We start from the raw sequence: 17,116 nt of genomic DNA, 5'->3' as shown, positions 1-17,116 counted from the left end.
CGGAGGGGCGGCCGGTGATCGGCGGACGGGGGGTGTGCTCGCGTGGCGGGTGCGGAGGGATCCGGGCATGTTGAGGTGACAGCCGTGGCCCTGGACCGGAGGAGGAGGGCCTGACGGGGCGTACCTGGCGCAGACGGGGCCGTCTGCGGTGAGCGGACCGGGAGGCTCCCGCATGCTTCGGAGATCGCTGCGGATACCCGCCGCCTCGGTCGCCTACCTGGTGACGGCCGCGGTGTCGTCGTCCGTGCTTTCCGCCGGACCGGGGGAGTACGCGGACGTCGCAGTGATCAGCGGCGCCCGGGCCGGCCCCGGCACGGCGGCGACCCGGGTGATCGCCCACCGCGGCGCCTCCCGTGACGCGCCCGAGAACACCCTCGCCGCCGTCGATGCCGCACACCGTCGCGGACTCATCTGGGTGGAGAACGATGTGCAGCGGAGCAAGGACGGCCGGCTGGTGGTGCTGCACGACGCCACGCTGGAGCGGACGACCGACGCCGCGAAGGTGTTTCCCCGGCGGGCGCCATGGCGGGTGGGAGACTTCACGGCCGCCGAGCTCGCGCGGCTGGACGCCGGGAGCTGGTTCGGCGGACGGTTCGCGGGGGAGCGGCTGCCGACGCTCGCGGCCTATCTGCGCCGGCTGGACCACAACGGGCAGCGGCTGCTGCTGGAGATCAAGGCGCCGGAGAAATACCCCGGTATCGAGGCGCAGGTCCTCCGCGAACTACGGGCACTGGGGTGGCTGGATCGCGCCCATGTCCGCAGCCGGCTGGTGATCCAGAGCTTCTCCGTGCGCTGCGTCAAGGCCGTGCACGAGCGGGCACCGCAGGTGCGTACCGGAATTCTGGGCGCGCCCGACGTGCGCCGCCTGCCGGGCTATGCGCGCTTCGCCGATCAGATCAACCCCCCTATTTCCGCGGTCAGTTCAGGCTGGCTGGCGGCCGTGCACCGGCTGCGTGGGCCGCACGGGCGCGCCTTGGAGGTCTATGCGTGGGACGTGGCGAAGAACACCACCGCGCGGTCCGTGCGTGCGCGGGGGGTCGACGGTGTTATTGAATAATGGGCAACGGACGGTGATTCGAGGGGCATTGTCCAGATCGCTCGCGGTGCCGGGGTCACGCCACGGTGCCGCACCGCCGTCCGCGCTGCGTGAAGGAGCTGTGGAGGGCGGATGCGCCGCGTGTGGCCGCGGCAGTCGGGGATTTACGTGATTCCCGCCGCGGGGCTAAGGTGCCTGAGGTGTTCGACGCCGCCACACTCCCCGTAAAAGAACTAAGACGCAGGATTTGGCTTTTGGGTTCCGATGTGCGGCCCGGTGCGGGCCATCGCCCAGTTCCTCCCCTGGGATCCTTTCGGGAGGCTCCTTGACGAACGACTTTCCGGCGTACGGCGAACGGCGGGTTCCGCTTCCCCCGCCACGGCAGATGCCGCATGACACGCTGACGCATACGGGTGCCGCGGCGCCCGCGCAAGCCGCAGGTGCGACGGCCACGATGGCACCCGTCGCGACGGCTTCCGCCACGGCGACGGCCGGCCGGCCGCCCGCCGATTCCCCTGGCGCGGGCGGTACTTCGCAGGCCCGGCCCCAGCACCGCGCCGCGGGCCGGGGCGGCAGCCGGGCGAAGAATGAGGCCACGGCCGAGGCCAAGGCGAAGCCGCGCGATGCCTTTTTCGACAATGCGAAGTACCTGGCCATTGTGCTGGTGGCGATGGGGCACTCCTGGGAGCCGCTGCGTGACGGCAGCCGGTCCGCGGCGGCGCTCTACATCACCGTGTATGCCTTTCATATGCCGGCGTTCATCATCATCTCCGGCTATTTCTCGCGCAGTTTCGATATGCGCAAGGACCGGCTGCAGCGGCTGATTACCGGAGTCGCCGTTCCCTACATCCTCTTCGAAGTCGCCTACACGCTCTTCAAGAGGTGGGCGGACGACGATCCGGGATATCCGATCAGCCTCACGGACCCCTGGTATTTGACCTGGTTCCTGGCCGCGCTGTTCATCTGGCGGCTGACCACCCCGCTGTGGAAGATCGTGCGCTGGCCGGTCCCGCTGGCGCTGGCCATCGCGGTGCTCGCGTCCATCTCACCCGACATCGGTGACGACCTGGACCTCCAGCGGGTGCTGCAGTTCCTGCCGTTCTTCGTGATCGGGCTGTCGCTGCGGCCGGAGCACTTCAGGCTGGTACGCCGCAAGAAGGCGCGGATCCTGGCCGTCCCGGTCTTCGCCGCCGCGCTGGTCTTCGCGTACTGGGCCGCGCCGCGGATGAACGCCGCGTGGTTCTACCACCGCGACGCCGCACAGGAACTCGCCGCCCCGTGGTGGAGCGGCGCGGTGATGACGCTGGCCATGTTCGGCTGCTCGCTGGTGCTCGTGGCCTGCTTCTTCGCCTGGATCCCGGGCCGCACGATGTGGTGCACGGCGCTGGGCGCGGGGACGCTGTACGGCTATCTGCTGCACGGCTTCCTGGCCAAGGGCTCGCGCTTCTGGAACTGGTACGACAGCCCGTGGATGCACACGCCCTGGGGCGCGGTAGTGCTGACGCTCATCGCGGGCACGGTCATCACCCTGCTGTGCACACCACCGGTGCAGCGGATGTTCCGGTGGGCCATGGAGCCCAAGATGACCTGGGCGTTCAAGAAGGACCCGGTGGGGATGGCCCGCAGCCGGAACTGAGCGGACGCGGTCGGGCACCGAGCGCGGGGACACCTCGGGGGTCCGTGACGGGAAGCGCACGCCTGCGACGGCACGTGGGTCTGGGAACAGCGTCAGGGGCGCTCGCTCCACCGGAGGACCGGTGGGGCGGGCGCCTCTGGTGTGTGCGGGGCGGACGGGGGTGGACGTCGCCGCTACCGGACGACGGCGATGCCCTCGATCTCGACCAGTGCCGCCTCGTCCCACAGACGGGTGGCGCCGATCACGGCCATCGCCGGATAGTCGCCGCCGGCCAGGCGCTTCCACACCCGGCCGAGGTCGCGGGCATGCCGGCGGTAGTCGGCGACGTCGACGGCGAAGACGGTGAGCTTGGCGAGGTCGGCCGGGCCGGCGCCGGCGGCCGCCGCGACCTCCAAGAGGTTGGTCAGCGCCCGCTCGAACTGCTCGACGAGGCCGTCCCCGACGATCCGGCCCGCTCCGTCGAGCGCGGTCTGCCCGGCGAGAAAGACCATGGTGCCCGAGGCGGCGCGCACGGCATGGCTGAAGCCGGTCGGCGGCGCGAGATGCGGTGGGTTGATGCGCTCCAGCCCGTCGCGCCGCGCGTCCGCATCCCCGCCGGGCGTGCCGTTCCCGCCTGTCGCGCCGTGCTCGCCGTTCTCGGTCGTCATCGCTGCTCCCGCGCTCGTCCCGGCCTCTTCACGCATTCCGCGGGTGCCCGTTCGCCGTCAATGCGACCCGCCTCCCAGGGATTCAAGCGTCTCGGGCGTATGGCCGTCCAGCGTTCCCTGCGCACCGTAGGGCCGGAAACGCAGGAACGCCGCCTCATGGTGGAACGGTTTCGCCCGGTGCTCCCTGACGGCGTCCTTGTGCTCGGGGAGTGCGGCCCCGTAGGCGTACCGGCGCATCGCCGACGTGCTCTGCCAGAGGGAGAAGGTGCCGACGAAGCGGGGTGGCCGCGCCACGGCGACCGAAGCGAGCAGCGCGGGGTCGGCCGCGGCCCGGCCGGCGGTCCGGGAATTGGCCCGCAGGAACGGCAGCGCGCGACGCAGCCGCAGCTGCCCCAGGGTGAGCACGGCGACCGCCCCGTCCTCCTCGTCCGGCGCGGCACCGGGATCGATCTCCACCGGCAGCGCAGGCCAGGCTCCGGATATCCGGAGCGGCTGCAGCCGCACCCGCCAGCCGCCGGCCAGCCGTCGCGCCAGCGGGTCCTCGGCGAGGAAGCGGTCGAGCGCGGCATCGTCCTCCCACGCGGCGAGCAGCGTGGCCCGGCCGGGACGCAGCCGGGGCGGGCCGGCTGCGATGAGGCCGGTGAGTGCGGTCTGGGCCCAGCGCAGGCCGGGCGTCCCGTCCGGCCGTGGGCATGCGCGGAGGACGCTGCGTACGGAGCGGACACCGACATCTGCGACATGGACGGAAACGATCACGACAGGTCCCCCGTTCCTCGATGTTACTGATGCGTGTACCAATTGGTACACGACCTAGTATGCTTCATTGGAGAGGCAAGGGCGACCCGAAAACACCGGCCGGAACAAGCCAGATCGCAGGGTGGGAGCGCATGAACGAGATCGACCGGAGCCGCGCCGCGCGAGCCGCGGCCAGGACCCGTATCGAGGACACCGCGGCCCGGCTGTTCGCGGAGCGCGGCTTCGCGGGCACGACCATCGGGGAGATCGCGGCCGAAGCGGGCCTGAGCAAGCCGATGCTCTACCGCCACTTCGACTCCAAGCAGGAGCTGCACCTCGCCCTGCTGGAGCGGCACCGCGACGAGCTGGCCGCCGCTCCGATCGGTGAACTCCTGCACGGCGAGGGCGATCTGGACTCAAGATTGACGGCGATGTACGACGCCTGGTTCGCGCATGTGCAGGGCCATCCGTACACCTGGCGCATGATGTTCCGGGACACCACCGGGGACGCCGAAGTGCAGGCCTTCCACCAGGAGCTGCAGCGCAGACAGCGGGAGACGGACATGGCGCTGCTGCGCGAGTTCGTCCCCGGCATCCCCGAGGCCGAACTGGAGCCGCTCGGCGAGGCGATCCGCAGCTCGCTGCACGGCCTGGCCCTGTGGTGGCTGGAGCGCCCCGACCGCCCGCGCGAGCCCCTGGTCGCCGCGATGGTGCGGCTCACCCGCGGCCTGATCGCAACGGTCGGCCACCCGAGCGGCACGGGCCCGGGCGACCGGACTCCCTGACCGGACTCCCTGACCGGACGCGCTAACCGGGTGCGCTAAGACGCCCGATGCAACGCCGCCCGCAGATGCCCGGTCCAGTGCGCCGCCATCTCCCGCGCGAGCCGCGTCCCCGGTGCGTGCAGCTCGAAGCCGTGCCAGGCTCCGGGCACATTGCGGACGGTGACCTGCACGCCCGCGTCCATCAGACGCCGCGCATACGCCAGTCCCGGGTCCCGCAGCGGATCGAGATCGCAGACCAGAACATAGGCCGGCGGCAGCCCCGTGAGGTCCTCGGCGCGGGCCGCCGCGGCGTAGACGCCCGCCGCCGCCCCCTCCGGCAGATAGTGCTGCCACGACGCACGAATCGTGCGGAGGCTGTTGACCCACGGGGCCGGTGCGTTGTCGGTATCCGCCGGGACCGGCTCCTCGGCGATGCGGTCATCGAGGTCCGGTACGCACATCGACTGGTAGGCGAGGGCCGGTCCGCCGCGGTCGCGGGACATCAGGGCCACGGCCGCGCTCAGCCCGCCGCCCGCGGAATTCCCGGTGACGGCGATCCGTTCGGGGTCGATGCCGAGCTCGGCCGCCCGCTGTGCGGTCCACTCCAGCGCGCGATAGCAGTCCTCCACACCCGCCGGACAGCGGTGCTCGGGCGCGAGACGGTATTCGACGGTGACGGTCACCGCGGGCAGCGCACGGCAGAGATCGATGGCCGTCTTGTCCTGCCCCGGCAGGGCGCGGCCGATGGCGTACCCGCCGCCGTGGAAGTGCAGTACGGCGGGCAGCGCGCCGGGAGGGGAGGAGCCCTCGGCGACCTCGGGACGGTAGACCTCGACCGTCAGGGCGCTGCCGTCCTCCCGCGGGATGTCGTACCGCCGGCTGGACACCCCGGTGCGGTCGGCCGGGGTCGCGGCCAGCAGCTTCCGGAACCGCTCACGGGTCGCCGCGATGTCCTGGAAGGGATCGGCATACGGCGGCAAGGCATCCAGATACGGGGCGAGTTCAGGATGGACGGTTATTCCCGGCGGGAAGGGCACAGGGGGCCTCCGATGATCGCGTAGGGGCCATGCATTCTGCTCACACCGCACCCTCACCGCCACGACCGACACCCTCCCGGCGGCGCCCCCCCCGGTCACTTCGCGTCGGCATAGCACTCCACCACCGCCGTGGTGAACGGAAAGCGCACGGGGGTGTCCCCGAACGCGATCCGCCCCGCCGTCGCGGCCGCCGCTGTGATCGCCCCGGACACGGTCGCCGCCTCCTCGGCCGGGCAGTGCACGATCACCTCGTCGTGCTGGAAGAAGACCATCTCGGCGCGGAGCCCGCCCTCCGACAGCGCCCGGCGCAGCGCCGCCAGCACCAGCAACGCCCAGTCGGCGGCGCTGCCCTGGACGACGAAGTTACGGGTGAACCGGCCGCGGGCGCGGGCGGCGGCCGAGCCGGTGCGGTACCCCGGCGCCTGCTCCTCCTCCTGGGGCAGCCCCGCCTCGTCGGGCGGTGCCACGGACACCGGCGGGCAGGTGCGCCCCATCCAGGTGCGCACCAGGCGGCCCTCCTCGCCCGCGCGGGCCGCCTCGTCCACATACGCCACCGCGGCCGGATACCGGCGGCGCAGATCGGCCATGTGCTTGAGGGCGTCGCCGGAGGTCTGGCCGTAAATGGCGCCCAGCAGGGCGAGCTTGGCCCGGTCGCGGTCGCCGCCGAACGCCCGGGCCGCCAGATCCGCGTACAGATCCTCGCCGCTGCCGGCCACCTCCATCAGCCCCCGGTCACGGGAGACGGCCGCCAGCACCCGGGGCTCCATCTGGTCGGCGTCCGCGACCACCAGACGCCACCCCGGATCGGCGCGGACGGCCTGCCGGACCACCTTGGGGATCTGGAGTGCGCCGCCGCCGTTGGTGGTCCACCGGCCGGAGACCGTTCCGCCGGGCAGATACTCGGGGCGGAAACGGCCGTCGTGCACCCACTGCTGGAGCCACGACCAGCCATGGGCGGTGTGCAGACGGTAGAGCGTCTTGTATGCCAACAGCGGCGCCACCGCCGGATGATCGATCTGCTGGAGCTCCCACTTGCGGGTCGAGGTGAGGGAAATCCCGGCCCGGGCAAAGGCCTTGATGATGTCCTGCGGCAGATCCGGACGCACCCGCGCGTCCGTGCCGAACGCCCGGGACACCTCATCGGCCAGCTCCGCCATCCTCCGCGGCTCCAGCCCGCCCGGATAGCGCCCGCCCAGCAGCCGGTCGAGCAGTTCGCGGTGCACATCCGCCCGCCAGGGCACCCCGGCCCGCCCCATTTCCGAGGCGATCAGCATGCCCGCGGACTCGGCGGCGAGCAGCAGCCGCATCCGCTCCGGATGCTCCGCTTTCTCCGTACGCGCCACCTGGCCGGCATAGACCTCCAGCAGCGCGGCCAGCTCGTCCGTGCCGGGCGGCAGCGGCACCGAGCCCGGCTCGAACAGGGACGGCTGGGTCTGCGCCGTACGGGCAGGACCGTCCTGCGGAACGGGCAGGCCGTGCAGCCGCGCCCAGGCAGCGGCCAGGGAACGCGGCTGGCCGTACTGCCCCTCCTCATGGCCGATCAGCAGCGCCTCCGCGGCCTCCACGTCATAGCAGCGCTCGACCCGCACCCCCGCCGCCAGCAGCGGCCGGTAGATCTCCGCCGTGGACCGCCACACCCACCGCTCGACCTCGGGCCGGCTGCCCACGGCCGCGGCGAGCGAGGGCTCCTGCACCACCGGCCCGGCGGCCCGCCCGTCCGGAGCGAGCGGGCAGAGACGAGCACCCCCGTCGCCCGTCTCCACCACCGCCCATCTCATGCCCCTGAGTCTTGCATCAGGGTCTGACAATGGCCCTGACCAGCGCGGATGGCACATGCCCGCACGGGCGCCGGGGGAGCCGACCGCCTATTCCGTACGAACATCAAGCCTCCGCGAGTCCCCCGTGCGGCGCGCGAGATGTGAGGGCCCCGCCTCCAACCCGCCCGCGGCGCCGCGCCGACACCGGCAGAGAGCAGATGCAGGGTGCCGCCCCTCATCGCTCAGGCCGGCACCGCTCAGCGGCCCCCTTCATGAGCCAGGGGACACGACACCGCTGCCAACCACCGGATATCGCCCGGAGATTGGCGTCAGGTGTAAGGATGATGAAGAACTGATGACGCCGAATTCTTCGGGTTCGCGATTCACGTATTCACCCGAATGAAGCGCTACTTTCCCCCTGTTGATGCGTTGAGCAGCTTGTCGCGCAAAGCGGCGCATCACAGATATCTGCTTGCTGCTCAGTGAAGAGGTTCACCGTGAAGTTTGTCTCCAAGGCCGCAGTCCTGTCCGCCGCCGCGGGCTTTGCCGTTGTGGGCGGGGCCGGTGTGGCCAGTGCCTACGGCGGCGCCGGCGCCGCGGGCGTTGCCCAGAACTCGCCCGGTGTCGTCTCCGGCAACCTCATTCAGGTCCCGATCGACCTGCCGCTCAACATCTGCGGCAACACCGTCGACGCCGTCGCGCTGCTGAACCCGGCCTTCGGCAACACCTGCATCAACCTCTGATCACCATACGGTGCTTGGGGCCCGGCTTGCGCCCGGGTGGGGCCTCTCGGCAGCAAAGGCCGGTACGCATTCCGTACCGGCCTTTCGTATGCCCAAAGAGCTCCGAACGCAGCGGAGCCCAGGGGCAGTGATATGTATCTATCGTTTCGCGGCATTCGGGTGAAACGGCGAAACCGCACCCTCAGAAGCGAGTTGACCAGTGCGCTCCGGATACGGGCACTCCGCTTCGAGAAGGGTAAATCGTGATCAAGAAGGTCCTGGCTACGACGGCTGTAGCCGCGTCCGTCGTCGGAATCTCGGCGACTGCCGCCCCGCAGGCCATGGCGATCGGGAACCACAATGGCACGTCCACGGTCAACGGCAACGGTGCCAAGAGTGCGTTCGGCAACTCCACCACCTTCGGCAAGATGAGCCCGCAGCTGGAGCTCATCCAGGGCTCGCTGAACAAGCCCTGCCTCGGCCTGGGCAAGGTGGACGCCCAGATCTTCGCAGGTGCGGTCCCGATCGCGCTGCAGGACATCAATGTGCTGTCCAGCTCGCAGAACCAGCAGTGCACCGAGAACTCGACTCAGGCGAAGGGCGACGATCCGCTGTCGCACATCCTCAGCGACATCCCGATCCTGTCGGGCAACGGCGTCGGCAACCACTGAGTCGGCCATCGGTCGCAGGCCCGGGCCGCCGGCTCTCATTTCCAGAGCGGCCCGGGGCCTGCGGTACCCCGTTACGAACCGTAGGGACGGAAATTCTCGATCCCCCTTTCGGTAGGAATTCGTATTCGGCGGGAACCTCGTTCGTTCGAAATCCGGTGTTTTTTCCGCGTCGTATGCGTGGTGGCAATCTCCTGAAACGGTCTTGCACCCTTCGGGCGATTCCTCCGAAAACTTCCCGGCAAGAGTTTCGTTCACGAGGAGTAATCGTTACCAATATCGGCAGCGGCGTTACGGGCGAGCAGCCCGTGCGACACGACGGTCGTGTTCGCTACGGACCCGCTGCAAGGAAGGGCTGAAAGTGAAGTACGCAAAGGTAGCCGCAATCACCGCCGGAACGCTCATGGCGGTCGGCTCCGCTGCGCCGGCGTTCGCCGACGCGGGTGCCGCGGGTGGCGCCAAGAACTCGCCCGGTGTGCTTTCGGGGAACGCCATCCAGATCCCGATCCACATCCCGATCAACATCTGCGGCAACACCATCAACGCCGGCGGTCTGCTGAACCCGGCGTTCGGCAACACCTGCCTGAACCACTGACTCGAAGGAATTCGAGCCGTGTCGGTGTGAACCGGCCCCGGTGCGCGGTCCCCTGTGCGCCGGGGCCGGTTTCCCTCCATTTCCAGTGGGCACCTGCATAACCCCTCCAATTTTCGGACGGATTAGCCGAGAAGGGCGGAACTTCAGGGTTTCCCCGGACGAAGGCACTCGTTAGTCACGCTGAAAGCGGTGATCCGAGCAGCGAAAGTGATTGCTCACGTGGCGCTGATGTCGCGGGACCGTCAAGCACCGCCCGAGAAGGGACAGTTGAAGTGAAGTACGCAAAGTCTGCTGCGGTTGTTGCCGGTTCCGTCATGGCACTGGGGGTCGCCGCCCCCGCTTTCGCCGCCCAGCCCGGCGCTCCGACCATGAGCCTCAACGGCGGGCTGACCGACGCCCTGAGCAACAAGCAGCTGGACGGCCACCAGCTCACTCCGCTGATCAATACGGTCAAGGCCGCGGAGGGCAAGGTCAGGTCGACCAACGCGAAGAAGCTGCTCCGTGGCGTTTCCGGGGCGACCAAGAAGACTCCGCTGCTCGGTGGGCTGCCGCTCAAGTAATTCCGGGGCAGGTGGCGTTGACCGCCACAGGCCGGACCTCGAAGCTGTCCGCCCCAGGCACGGAGACGGGTGTGGACTTCCCTGCTCCGCAGCCGCGCCAGGTGAGTTCGAGCGGTATCGAGATTTCGCGGTACATGGCTGCGGATTCAAGTGCCTGGAGCCGCGTCACGTCTCGGCCGTTTCTCATTCGGAGCGCCGGTGCCAGGTCGCGAAGCCGAGTGTCGAAAACGGCTCGGGGCGCAGCTGTTTGAGTGAATGAGAACAACCAAAAACATCCTTGTGAGTTGGGCAGACTGCCCGGCCCAAGGGCATCCCGAAACACGAAGGACCAACATGATCAAGAAGGCTCTGGCGACCGCGGCCGCGGCTGCGTCCATTGTCGGCGTGTCCGCCGCTGCCGCCCCCGAGGCGATGGCGATCGGTAACCAGCACGGAACGTCCACCGTCAACGGCAACGGTGCTGCGCAGTACTTCGGGAATTCGACCACGTACGGTTACATGAGCCCGCAGATCGGCCTGATCCAGGGCTCGCTGAACAAGCCCTGCCTCGCTGTGGGTAAGATTCCTGCCCAGGTCCTCGCAGGTGCGGTCCCGATCGCGCTGCAGGACATCAATGTGCTGTCCAGCTCGCAGAACCAGCAGTGCACGGAAAACTCGACGCAGGCAAAGGGCGACGACCCGCTGTCGCACATTCTGGACAACATTCCGATCCTCTCCGGCAACGGCGTCCACAACCACTGACCGGCCGCGTACGACCCGGGCCGCCCGGTCCTCCTTCTTCCGGGCGGCCCGGGTTTCCGCTGTCCGGCTCCCGAGCGGAAATGTTATTCGCTCGTGACTGAACTCCGGTGAGCCGGATCGTTAGAAATGGTGTGTGGAGGGAAGCTGCCAATGCCCTTGTCGGATTGATGGGGCTGCCAGGGCATTGGCATGCCGTCCGTAACGAAGCAGGGCCTGCGAATCCATTTCATCGGTTTCGCAGGCCCTGTGGCATGCAGAGGAAATTGATGTGCCGAGCAGATAAGTCGCACTGCTGGTACGTGAATTGGGAGTTTTCGGCCGCCGCAGCGACGCTGATGTCGTTGCGGGTTGGTTCGTGCCAGCTATTCGGGTGATGGTGCAGAACTCAAACCGGTATGGCGGGTTGTTCAAACAGGGCTCCCGTGTCGGGAGTTTCTTCTCCTGAAGGGTTTTCGTGATGAACAAGATGATCGCGGGCGCGGCAGTGGCGGCGTCGTTGGTCGGCACTTCTGCCATGGCCGCGCCGCAGGCCATGGCGATCGGCGACCAACACGGCACCAGGACGGTCAACGCAAACGGGGCGGCGTCGGTCTACGGCAACTCGACCACGCGCGGCGACCTGAGCACTCAGCTCGGGCTCATCCAGGGCTCGCTGAACCAGCCTTGCCTCGGTCTGGGCAAGCTGGATCTCCAAATCTTGGCCGGCGCGGTGCCGATTGCGGCGCAGGACGTCAACGTGCTGTCCAGCTCGCAGAACCAGCAGTGCACCGAGAACTCGTCGCAGGTCAAGGGCGACGATCCGCTGTCGCACATCCTGGACGACATCCCGGTCCTCTCCGGGAACGGCGTCGGCAACGGCTGACGACCAACGGCTGGGACATGTCCGCCGCTTGTGTCCCCGGGCGGTCGGCGCCGCGTATGCGCTGCCGACCGCCCGGTCGTGTGAGCGGCACGGGGAGCGGCGGGCGGCGGGCCGTGCGCCATGACTGTGGAGGAAGGACGAGAGATGCGACAGAGCCTGAAGGCGTGCGTGTTCGTGGTGGCGGCGTCGGGCGTGCTCGGCGCGAACTGCAGCGCGGCGTACGCGGATGCCGGCGCCGGAGGGAGCACGACGAACTCTCCCGGGGTGCTGTCCGGGAACAACATCCAGGTGACCGTGGACACGCCGGTCAATGCGTGTGGCAATTCGGTGGATGCGGGCGCGGCGCTCAACCCGGCATTTGGCAACCGGTGCGGGAACGGTGCGCCGGCCGTTCAGCAACCGTTTCCGGGGCAGCGGCCTCGCGTGGCCCCGCAGCCTCCGGAGGGGGGAGGCGCCCCGGGGGTGCACTGGACGACCGCGGGGCCGGCGAAGCACGCGGAGCCGGTGCAGCGCCCGGCTCCGGAACGGGCCGAGCATCCTGCCCCGGTGCCGGCACCGGTGGCGCATTCCCCCAGGCCCGCCCCGCGCCCCGCACCGGACGCCCGCGTGGATGAGGTGGAGCGGGCCGGGTCCTCGGCGGGATCCGGGCTGCTGGCCGCCACCGGGCCCGGTGCGCTGAGCGCGCTGGCAGGTACGGGCGGTGGGCTGCTGCTGGGCGGGGTGCTGCTGCTGCGCAGGGCGCGTCCGCGGCGCAGATGAGGCGGGGACGGCCGTCGGGCGGTGGCCGGGGGCTCGGCGGCCCCGCCGAGCGGATCCGGCGGGCCGGTCGGCGGCCGCACCACCCGGTCGAACCGGCCGCCGGCGGGGCCGGACGGTTCGACCTCAGGCCGTCGCAGAGCTGTCGCCGGGCGGCGCTGCGGCCGGCAGCCGCCCCGGGGGCGTACGACGGATCGTGCAGATCAACGGGTGAGACGGGGGGCCGGCGGTACGGGCAGGGATGCGGTGTCGCTCATGGGTGGGGACCCGCAGGCCGCCGGGTGCGCGAAGCGAGCCGGGACCGGACGGGCCGCGGGCCGTGCCGGGCCCTGCCGCCTCTGGCAAAATGAGGACGAAGGCCGCAAAAGCGATCGGTCGATGAGGTGGGGACATGCTCATTGCGCTGGCGCAGACGGACTGCGTGCTCGGTGACGTGGAGGCGAATCTCGAGATCGCCCGCGAGCAGATCGAGCAGTCGGCGGCGCAGGGCGCGGATCTCGTCGTCTTTCCCGAACTGAGCCTGCACGGCTACCACTTGGGAGCGCTCAAGCGCGATGAGTCCCTGGAGGCGAACGATCCCCGGCTGCTGGAGCTCAGTACCCTCGGCCCCGATGTGCTGGTCGGCTTCCATGAGCACACCAGTCTGCGGGCGTACAACACGGCGGGGCACTATGCGGACGGTGCCCTGCTGCATGCGCACCGCAAGCTCTACCTCCCCAACTACCTGGCCTGGGAGGAGCGCAAGCACGTCAGCCCGGGGCAGTCGCTACGGGCGTACGACCTGACGAAGTCCAGGAGCGGCGGCCGGGGCGCGACGCTGGTGTGCAATGACGCCTGGCAGCCGGCGCTGCCGTGGCTGGCCGTGCAGGACGGCGCCGAGGTGCTGTTCGTGCCGACCGCCAGCGCGGCGAGCCTGGATCCGGAGGCGATGGACACCGGCCTGTACTGGGACACCCTGCTGTCCTATACGGCGAAGATGCTGCAGTGCTGGGTGGTCTTCGTGAACCGGGTGGGCAGTGAGCACGGGGCGGCGTTCTGGGGCGGCTCGCGGGCTGTCGACCCGCGGGGCGCGGTGGTGGCGCAGGCGCCCAAATGGGAGCCCTACCTGGTCACCGTCGATATCGATCTCTCCGAGGCGCGGCGGCAGCGGCGTGCGGTGCCGCTGGTCGCCGAGGCCCGGCTCGGCTTGATCGACCGCGAGGTGCGGCGGCTGATCGACGAGGGCGGCGACCACTGAGCGCCGCCGGGCCCGGCGTCAGTGGGCGCCGGTGGATCCCTGGCGGGGCGCCTCGGCGGGCGCGTCGTCCTTGAGGGCCTTGGCCTCGGACTTGAGGATCCGCATCGAGCGGCCGAGACCGCGCGCCATGTCGGGAAGCTTCTGGGAGCCGAAGAGCAGCACGAGCACCGCGACGATCAGGATCAGGTGCCAGGGCTCGAAGGCGTTGCGGAGCATGGACGCGCTCGCTTTCGTCGGGGGCCGGCGGACGTTCTGTCCAGTATGACCCCAACGGCCCGGCCGCCCGGTCCAGGGTGCGCCCCCGGCGCCGGGCGGCCGGGGCACGGCTACCAGCTGGACTTGCGGACGCCCGGCAGATAGCCCGCGTGCGCCTGGTCGCGCAGCCGTACGCGGGACAGACCGAAGGCGCGGAAGTAGCCGCGGGGGCGGCCGTCGACGCTGTCGCGATTGCGTACCCGGGTGGCGCTGGCGTCCCGCGGCTGGCGGGACAGCTCGCGCCGGGCGGCGGTGCGCTCCTCCTCGGGGGTGTGCGGACTGCGGATGACGGCCTTGAGGAGGGCCCGCCGGGCCGCGTAGCGGGCCACCGTCGCGCGGCGCTTCTCGTTCTTGGCGATCTTGCTCTGCTTGGCCATCAGACCTTCTCCCCTCGTGCGCGGATACGGGCGACGGCCGCCTCGATCCCGATGACGTCCACGGTCTTGAGGCCCTTGGCGCTGAGGGTGAGCCGGATGTGCCGGCCCTCGCTCTCCAGCCAGTAGCGCTTGCGCTGGATGTTGGGGTCGAAACGGCGCGGGGTGCGCCGGTGCGAGTGGGAGACGGTCTTGCCGAAGCCCGGCTTGCGGCCGGTCAGCTGGCAGTGGGCGGACACGGTGCGGTCCTTCCGGTCGGAGCCCCTGGTGGGCGGCTATTGAAAATGGAAACCATTTCCGTATACTACCTGCATGGCTCGCAATGAACTACGCCCGGTCGTCAAGCTCCGGTCCACCGCCGGCACGGGCTACACGTACGTCACCCGCAAGAACCGCCGTAACGACCCCGACCGCCTGGAACTGCGCAAGTACGACCCGGTGGCCGGCCGTCACGTCGCTTTCCGAGAGGAGCGCTGAGGACAGCGATGCAGTCCGGAATCCACCCCGCCTACGGGCCCGTCGTCTTCCGCGACCGGGCCGCCGACTACGCCTTCCTGACCCGCTCGACCGCCACGAGTGACAAGACGGTCGAGTGGGAGGACGGGAACACCTATCCCGTCATCGACGTCGAGATCTCCTCGGCGAGCCACCCCTTCTACACGGGCACCGCCCGGGTGCTGGACACCGCCGGCCGCGTCGAGCGGTTCGAGCGCCGTTACGGCAAGCGGGCCCGCTGATGGAGCGGCTCGACGTCGTGCTGCTCGGCGGCCTGCATGCGGAGGCGCGGCAGGCCGCCGTCGAGCGGCTGCTGCGGTCCGTGCCCGGCAGCGTCGCCCTCCACCACGACCTCGCCTCGGCCGTCGAAGGCACCGTGCGGCGCACGGTCCGCGATGCCGGCGGCACGCTCGACACCGCCGACGTACCGCTGGTCAACGACTGCGCCTGCTGTGCGCTGCGCGAGGACCTGGTGCCCGAGCTGGAGCGGCTGGCCGCCGGGCGGACCTGCCGGCTGGCGGTCGTCGAACTGTGGGACTCGGTCGAGCCCAAGGCCATGGCCGAGGTGATCACGTCCTGCGGCAGCGAGAACCTCGCACTCACCGGGGTGATCACCGCCGTCGACCCGGCACTGCTGCTGCCCTACCTCGGCTGCGGCGACGACCTCGCCGAGGCGGGCCTCGCCGCCGCGGCCTCCGACCAGCGCACCGTCGCCGACACCTGGGCGCGGCAGCTGGAGTACGCCCCGGTGCTGGCGATCGCGGCGGGGGAGGAGGAAGCGGAGCCGGCCGACCTCGCGCTGCTCGCCCAGCTGCATCCGATGGCACACCAAGTGCCCGTCGCATCGAAGGAGTTGGCGGCCGCGGCGACGGCCGGCTTCGATGTGGCGGCGGCCGCGGCGCGTCAGCACCCGGCCTGTGCGCTGCTGCCCCAGGAGGCCGACGCGGACGGCGTCGGCACCCTCGTCTGGCGGCACACCCGCCCCTTCCACCCCGGCCGCCTCTACACCGCGCTGGAGGATCTGACCTGCGCGGCCGCCCGCAGCCGGGGCCGGTTCTGGCTGGCCGACCGCCCGGACACGCTGCTGTCCTGGGACGCGGCCGGCGGTGCGCTGTGTGTGGAGAACGCCGGGCCGTGGCTGGCCTCGCTCCCGGACGCGGCCTGGGAGCTGGTGCCGCCGATGCGCCGGGCCGCGGCCGCGCTGGACTGGCACCCCGAGCACGGGGACCGCGCCCAGCACCTGGTCTTCACCTCGCCCGGCCTGGACCGCGAGGGCCTGCGGTCCCTGCTGGATTCGTGTCTGCTCACCGATGCCGAGTACGCGGGCGGCCCGTCGTCCTGGAAGAGCCTGCCGCCCGCCTTCGACGCCCTGCTCGATCCCGTTTCGTAACGCCGGCCACGTCCCCTGTGACGGCCGGTCCGCCCTGCACGGACAAGGAAGTTCTCATGCCCCGTCGGCACGACTCGCGCCGGACGCCCCCGCCGCGCCGCAATCCGCTGGATGCGGCGGGCATCACCTACATCGACTACAAGGACACCGATCTGCTGCGCAAGTTCCTCTCCGACCGTGGCAAGATCCGCAGCCGCCGGATCACCCGGGTCACCGCGCAGCAGCAGCGGCAGCTGGCCCGGGCGGTCAAGAACGCCCGGGAGATGGCGCTGCTCCCGTATGCGTCACGGTGAAGGCGGCAATGGCCTGGCACCTGCACCCTGGAACCCGAGGGGCGTGGCACACGTCTCTTCCTCGGCCGTGAGGGGTTCGGCCCCGGTGAGCCGTACCAGGTAGCGACGCACCGGCTCATGGGCGGCGGCCTGCGGGCGAGCGTGGGCGAGCGGCTGGGGACGGTGCTCGACGAGCGGTGACCGGCTCGGTACCGGCTGTCGTGCACGTGCATCTGCGCATGCATCCGCATGAGAACGGAGCTATGCTCCCGGGCAGTTGACACCATTTATCACCGGGAGACCCCTGTGCCCCACGCATACAACGGCATGGCCGCCACGGATCTCCACGAGGTGACATGGCAGAAGAGCCGGCACAGCAACTCCCAGGGGTCCTGCGTGGAGTTCGCCAAGCTGCCAGGGGGTGACATCGCGGTCCGCAACTCCCGCTTCCCGGACGGCCCCGCGCTCATCTACACACCGGCCGAGGTCCAGGCGATGCTGCTCGGCGTCAAGGACGGGGAGTTCGACCACCTCGTACGGGACTGAGCGCCGGTACGGGACGGCGTGCCCGTACGCG

The 17,116-nt window shown here is 70.3% G+C and carries 23 protein-coding genes and 1 pseudogene; 17 read left to right on the top strand and 7 right to left on the bottom strand.

Annotated features, from left to right (window positions below):
• Nucleotides 1-172: 172 nt before the first annotated feature.
• Both CPH93_RS15075 and CPH93_RS15070 read left to right on the top strand, forming a co-directional pair.
• Complete coding sequence (locus CPH93_RS15075) at nucleotides 173-1,057, top strand: glycerophosphodiester phosphodiesterase (protein ID WP_096213138.1); 885 nt, start codon at nucleotides 173-175, stop codon at nucleotides 1,055-1,057.
• 433 nt (nucleotides 1,058-1,490) lie between these two features.
• Nucleotides 1,491-2,672, top strand: a complete 1,182-nt coding sequence (locus CPH93_RS15070; protein ID WP_231977344.1) for an acyltransferase family protein — start codon at nucleotides 1,491-1,493, stop codon at nucleotides 2,670-2,672.
• A 173-nt stretch (nucleotides 2,673-2,845) separates the two neighbouring features.
• On the opposite strand, the gene CPH93_RS15065 is transcribed toward CPH93_RS15070, so the two are convergent.
• Together CPH93_RS15065 and CPH93_RS15060 are read right to left on the bottom strand one after the other, a co-directional pair.
• The gene (locus CPH93_RS15065; RefSeq protein ID WP_231977343.1) at nucleotides 2,846-3,319 is read right to left on the bottom strand and encodes a RidA family protein; all 474 of its coding nucleotides are present in this window, start codon (nucleotides 3,317-3,319) and stop codon (nucleotides 2,846-2,848) included.
• Nucleotides 3,320-3,376: 57 nt separating this feature from the next.
• On the bottom strand, nucleotides 3,377-4,075 hold the full coding sequence (locus CPH93_RS15060) for a spheroidene monooxygenase (RefSeq protein WP_096213137.1): 699 nt from the start codon (nucleotides 4,073-4,075) through the stop codon (nucleotides 3,377-3,379).
• A 131-nt stretch (nucleotides 4,076-4,206) separates the two neighbouring features.
• On the opposite strand from CPH93_RS15060, the gene CPH93_RS15055 reads away from it, so the two are divergent.
• Entirely contained in the window at nucleotides 4,207-4,839 is a 633-nt protein-coding gene (locus CPH93_RS15055) for a TetR/AcrR family transcriptional regulator (protein ID WP_096213136.1), read from the top strand.
• A gap of 35 nt (nucleotides 4,840-4,874) precedes the next feature.
• Here the strand turns inward: CPH93_RS15055 and CPH93_RS15050 are convergent, their stop codons facing one another.
• Nucleotides 4,875-5,855, bottom strand: a complete 981-nt coding sequence (locus tag CPH93_RS15050; RefSeq protein ID WP_096213135.1) for an alpha/beta hydrolase — start codon at nucleotides 5,853-5,855, stop codon at nucleotides 4,875-4,877.
• Between the two features lie 95 nt (nucleotides 5,856-5,950).
• Entirely contained in the window at nucleotides 5,951-7,633 is a 1,683-nt protein-coding gene (locus tag CPH93_RS15045; RefSeq protein WP_096213134.1) for a bifunctional 3'-5' exonuclease/DNA polymerase, read from the bottom strand.
• A gap of 476 nt (nucleotides 7,634-8,109) precedes the next feature.
• On the opposite strand from CPH93_RS15045, the gene CPH93_RS15040 reads away from it, so the two are divergent.
• The 9 genes and pseudogenes from CPH93_RS15040 to CPH93_RS15005 all read left to right on the top strand — a co-directional run bounded on the left by CPH93_RS15040 (nucleotide 8,110) and on the right by CPH93_RS15005 (nucleotide 13,753).
• Entirely contained in the window at nucleotides 8,110-8,355 is a 246-nt protein-coding gene (locus CPH93_RS15040) for a chaplin (protein ID WP_093648955.1), read from the top strand.
• A 242-nt stretch (nucleotides 8,356-8,597) separates the two neighbouring features.
• Complete coding sequence (locus CPH93_RS15035) at nucleotides 8,598-9,005, top strand: rodlin (protein WP_093648954.1); 408 nt, start codon at nucleotides 8,598-8,600, stop codon at nucleotides 9,003-9,005.
• Nucleotides 9,006-9,363: 358 nt separating this feature from the next.
• Nucleotides 9,364-9,597: a chaplin gene (locus tag CPH93_RS15030; RefSeq protein WP_093648953.1), complete on the top strand. Its 234-nt coding sequence runs from the start codon at nucleotides 9,364-9,366 to the stop codon at nucleotides 9,595-9,597.
• Nucleotides 9,598-9,911: 314 nt separating this feature from the next.
• A complete protein-coding gene (locus CPH93_RS15025) occupies nucleotides 9,912-10,157 on the top strand; it encodes a hypothetical protein (RefSeq protein ID WP_256331997.1) in 246 nt (81 codons plus the stop codon).
• Nucleotides 10,158-10,490: 333 nt separating this feature from the next.
• On the top strand, nucleotides 10,491-10,898 hold the full coding sequence (locus tag CPH93_RS15020; protein WP_093484439.1) for a rodlin: 408 nt from the start codon (nucleotides 10,491-10,493) through the stop codon (nucleotides 10,896-10,898).
• 457 nt (nucleotides 10,899-11,355) lie between these two features.
• Nucleotides 11,356-11,760, top strand: coding sequence for a rodlin (locus tag CPH93_RS15015; RefSeq protein WP_093648952.1), 405 nt, complete (start codon nucleotides 11,356-11,358; stop codon nucleotides 11,758-11,760).
• Between the two features lie 120 nt (nucleotides 11,761-11,880).
• Nucleotides 11,881-12,126: pseudogene (locus tag CPH93_RS37595) on the top strand (chaplin); the annotation flags it as partial.
• 96 nt (nucleotides 12,127-12,222) lie between these two features.
• Nucleotides 12,223-12,519 (top strand): hypothetical protein, encoded by a 297-nt coding sequence (locus CPH93_RS36775; RefSeq protein WP_231977341.1) that lies wholly within the window; start codon nucleotides 12,223-12,225, stop codon nucleotides 12,517-12,519.
• 388 nt (nucleotides 12,520-12,907) lie between these two features.
• Nucleotides 12,908-13,753, top strand: coding sequence for a nitrilase-related carbon-nitrogen hydrolase (locus CPH93_RS15005; protein ID WP_093484442.1), 846 nt, complete (start codon nucleotides 12,908-12,910; stop codon nucleotides 13,751-13,753).
• An 18-nt stretch (nucleotides 13,754-13,771) separates the two neighbouring features.
• On the opposite strand, the gene tatA is transcribed toward CPH93_RS15005, so the two are convergent.
• The 3 genes from tatA to rpmB form a co-directional block, all read right to left on the bottom strand.
• On the bottom strand, nucleotides 13,772-13,969 hold the full coding sequence (gene tatA, locus CPH93_RS15000; protein WP_093484443.1) for a Sec-independent protein translocase subunit TatA: 198 nt from the start codon (nucleotides 13,967-13,969) through the stop codon (nucleotides 13,772-13,774).
• A 110-nt stretch (nucleotides 13,970-14,079) separates the two neighbouring features.
• A complete protein-coding gene (gene rpsN, locus CPH93_RS14995; protein ID WP_093484444.1) occupies nucleotides 14,080-14,385 on the bottom strand; it encodes a 30S ribosomal protein S14 in 306 nt (101 codons plus the stop codon).
• Nucleotides 14,385-14,621 (bottom strand): 50S ribosomal protein L28, encoded by a 237-nt coding sequence (gene rpmB, locus CPH93_RS14990; protein ID WP_093648949.1) that lies wholly within the window; start codon nucleotides 14,619-14,621, stop codon nucleotides 14,385-14,387. The genes rpsN and rpmB overlap by 1 nt, the downstream gene beginning before the upstream one ends.
• Nucleotides 14,622-14,694: 73 nt before the next feature.
• Here rpmB and rpmG point away from each other — a divergent pair, with 73 nt between their 5' ends.
• The 5 genes from rpmG to CPH93_RS14965 all read left to right on the top strand — a co-directional run bounded on the left by rpmG (nucleotide 14,695) and on the right by CPH93_RS14965 (nucleotide 17,085).
• The gene (gene rpmG, locus CPH93_RS14985) at nucleotides 14,695-14,859 is read left to right on the top strand and encodes a 50S ribosomal protein L33 (RefSeq protein WP_006604069.1); all 165 of its coding nucleotides are present in this window, start codon (nucleotides 14,695-14,697) and stop codon (nucleotides 14,857-14,859) included.
• Between the two features lie 8 nt (nucleotides 14,860-14,867).
• Nucleotides 14,868-15,119, top strand: coding sequence for a type B 50S ribosomal protein L31 (locus CPH93_RS14980; protein WP_093484446.1), 252 nt, complete (start codon nucleotides 14,868-14,870; stop codon nucleotides 15,117-15,119).
• Complete coding sequence (locus CPH93_RS14975; RefSeq protein WP_093648948.1) at nucleotides 15,119-16,267, top strand: CobW family GTP-binding protein; 1,149 nt, start codon at nucleotides 15,119-15,121, stop codon at nucleotides 16,265-16,267. Before CPH93_RS14980 ends, CPH93_RS14975 begins: the two co-directional genes overlap by 1 nt.
• Before the next feature lie 56 nt (nucleotides 16,268-16,323).
• On the top strand, nucleotides 16,324-16,560 hold the full coding sequence (rpsR, locus tag CPH93_RS14970) for a 30S ribosomal protein S18 (RefSeq protein WP_093484448.1): 237 nt from the start codon (nucleotides 16,324-16,326) through the stop codon (nucleotides 16,558-16,560).
• A 285-nt stretch (nucleotides 16,561-16,845) separates the two neighbouring features.
• A complete protein-coding gene (locus tag CPH93_RS14965) occupies nucleotides 16,846-17,085 on the top strand; it encodes a DUF397 domain-containing protein (RefSeq protein WP_096213132.1) in 240 nt (79 codons plus the stop codon).
• Nucleotides 17,086-17,116 lie beyond the last annotated feature (31 nt).

The sequence above is a fragment of the Streptomyces sp. 2323.1 genome (assembly GCF_900221035.1).
Lineage (GTDB): Bacteria > Actinomycetota > Actinomycetes > Streptomycetales > Streptomycetaceae > Streptomyces > Streptomyces sioyaensis.
Note: the sequence above shows the minus strand (reverse complement) of the source record. Positions and strands in the feature narration are given on the sequence as shown.

What these genes read in the sequence shown, in the direction of transcription:
- CPH93_RS15075 (WP_096213138.1), top strand. Translation starts at nt 173, where the DNA reads ATGCTTCGGAGATCGCTGCGGATACCCGCCGCCTCGGTCGCCTACCTG.
- CPH93_RS15070 (WP_231977344.1), top strand. Translation starts at nt 1,491, where the DNA reads ATGGCACCCGTCGCGACGGCTTCCGCCACGGCGACGGCCGGCCGGCCG.
- CPH93_RS15065 (WP_231977343.1), bottom strand. Translation starts at nt 3,319, where the DNA reads ATGACGACCGAGAACGGCGAGCACGGCGCGACAGGCGGGAACGGCACG.
- CPH93_RS15055 (WP_096213136.1), top strand. Translation starts at nt 4,207, where the DNA reads ATGAACGAGATCGACCGGAGCCGCGCCGCGCGAGCCGCGGCCAGGACC.
- CPH93_RS15045 (WP_096213134.1), bottom strand. Translation starts at nt 7,633, where the DNA reads ATGAGATGGGCGGTGGTGGAGACGGGCGACGGGGGTGCTCGTCTCTGC.
- CPH93_RS15025 (WP_256331997.1), top strand. Translation starts at nt 9,912, where the DNA reads ATGGCACTGGGGGTCGCCGCCCCCGCTTTCGCCGCCCAGCCCGGCGCT.
- CPH93_RS15020 (WP_093484439.1), top strand. Translation starts at nt 10,491, where the DNA reads ATGATCAAGAAGGCTCTGGCGACCGCGGCCGCGGCTGCGTCCATTGTC.
- CPH93_RS15015 (WP_093648952.1), top strand. Translation starts at nt 11,356, where the DNA reads ATGAACAAGATGATCGCGGGCGCGGCAGTGGCGGCGTCGTTGGTCGGC.
- CPH93_RS15005 (WP_093484442.1), top strand. Translation starts at nt 12,908, where the DNA reads ATGCTCATTGCGCTGGCGCAGACGGACTGCGTGCTCGGTGACGTGGAG.
- tatA (WP_093484443.1), bottom strand. Translation starts at nt 13,969, where the DNA reads ATGCTCCGCAACGCCTTCGAGCCCTGGCACCTGATCCTGATCGTCGCG.
- rpsN (WP_093484444.1), bottom strand. Translation starts at nt 14,385, where the DNA reads ATGGCCAAGCAGAGCAAGATCGCCAAGAACGAGAAGCGCCGCGCGACG.
- rpmG (WP_006604069.1), top strand. Translation starts at nt 14,695, where the DNA reads ATGGCTCGCAATGAACTACGCCCGGTCGTCAAGCTCCGGTCCACCGCC.
- CPH93_RS14980 (WP_093484446.1), top strand. Translation starts at nt 14,868, where the DNA reads ATGCAGTCCGGAATCCACCCCGCCTACGGGCCCGTCGTCTTCCGCGAC.
- CPH93_RS14975 (WP_093648948.1), top strand. Translation starts at nt 15,119, where the DNA reads ATGGAGCGGCTCGACGTCGTGCTGCTCGGCGGCCTGCATGCGGAGGCG.
- rpsR (WP_093484448.1), top strand. Translation starts at nt 16,324, where the DNA reads ATGCCCCGTCGGCACGACTCGCGCCGGACGCCCCCGCCGCGCCGCAAT.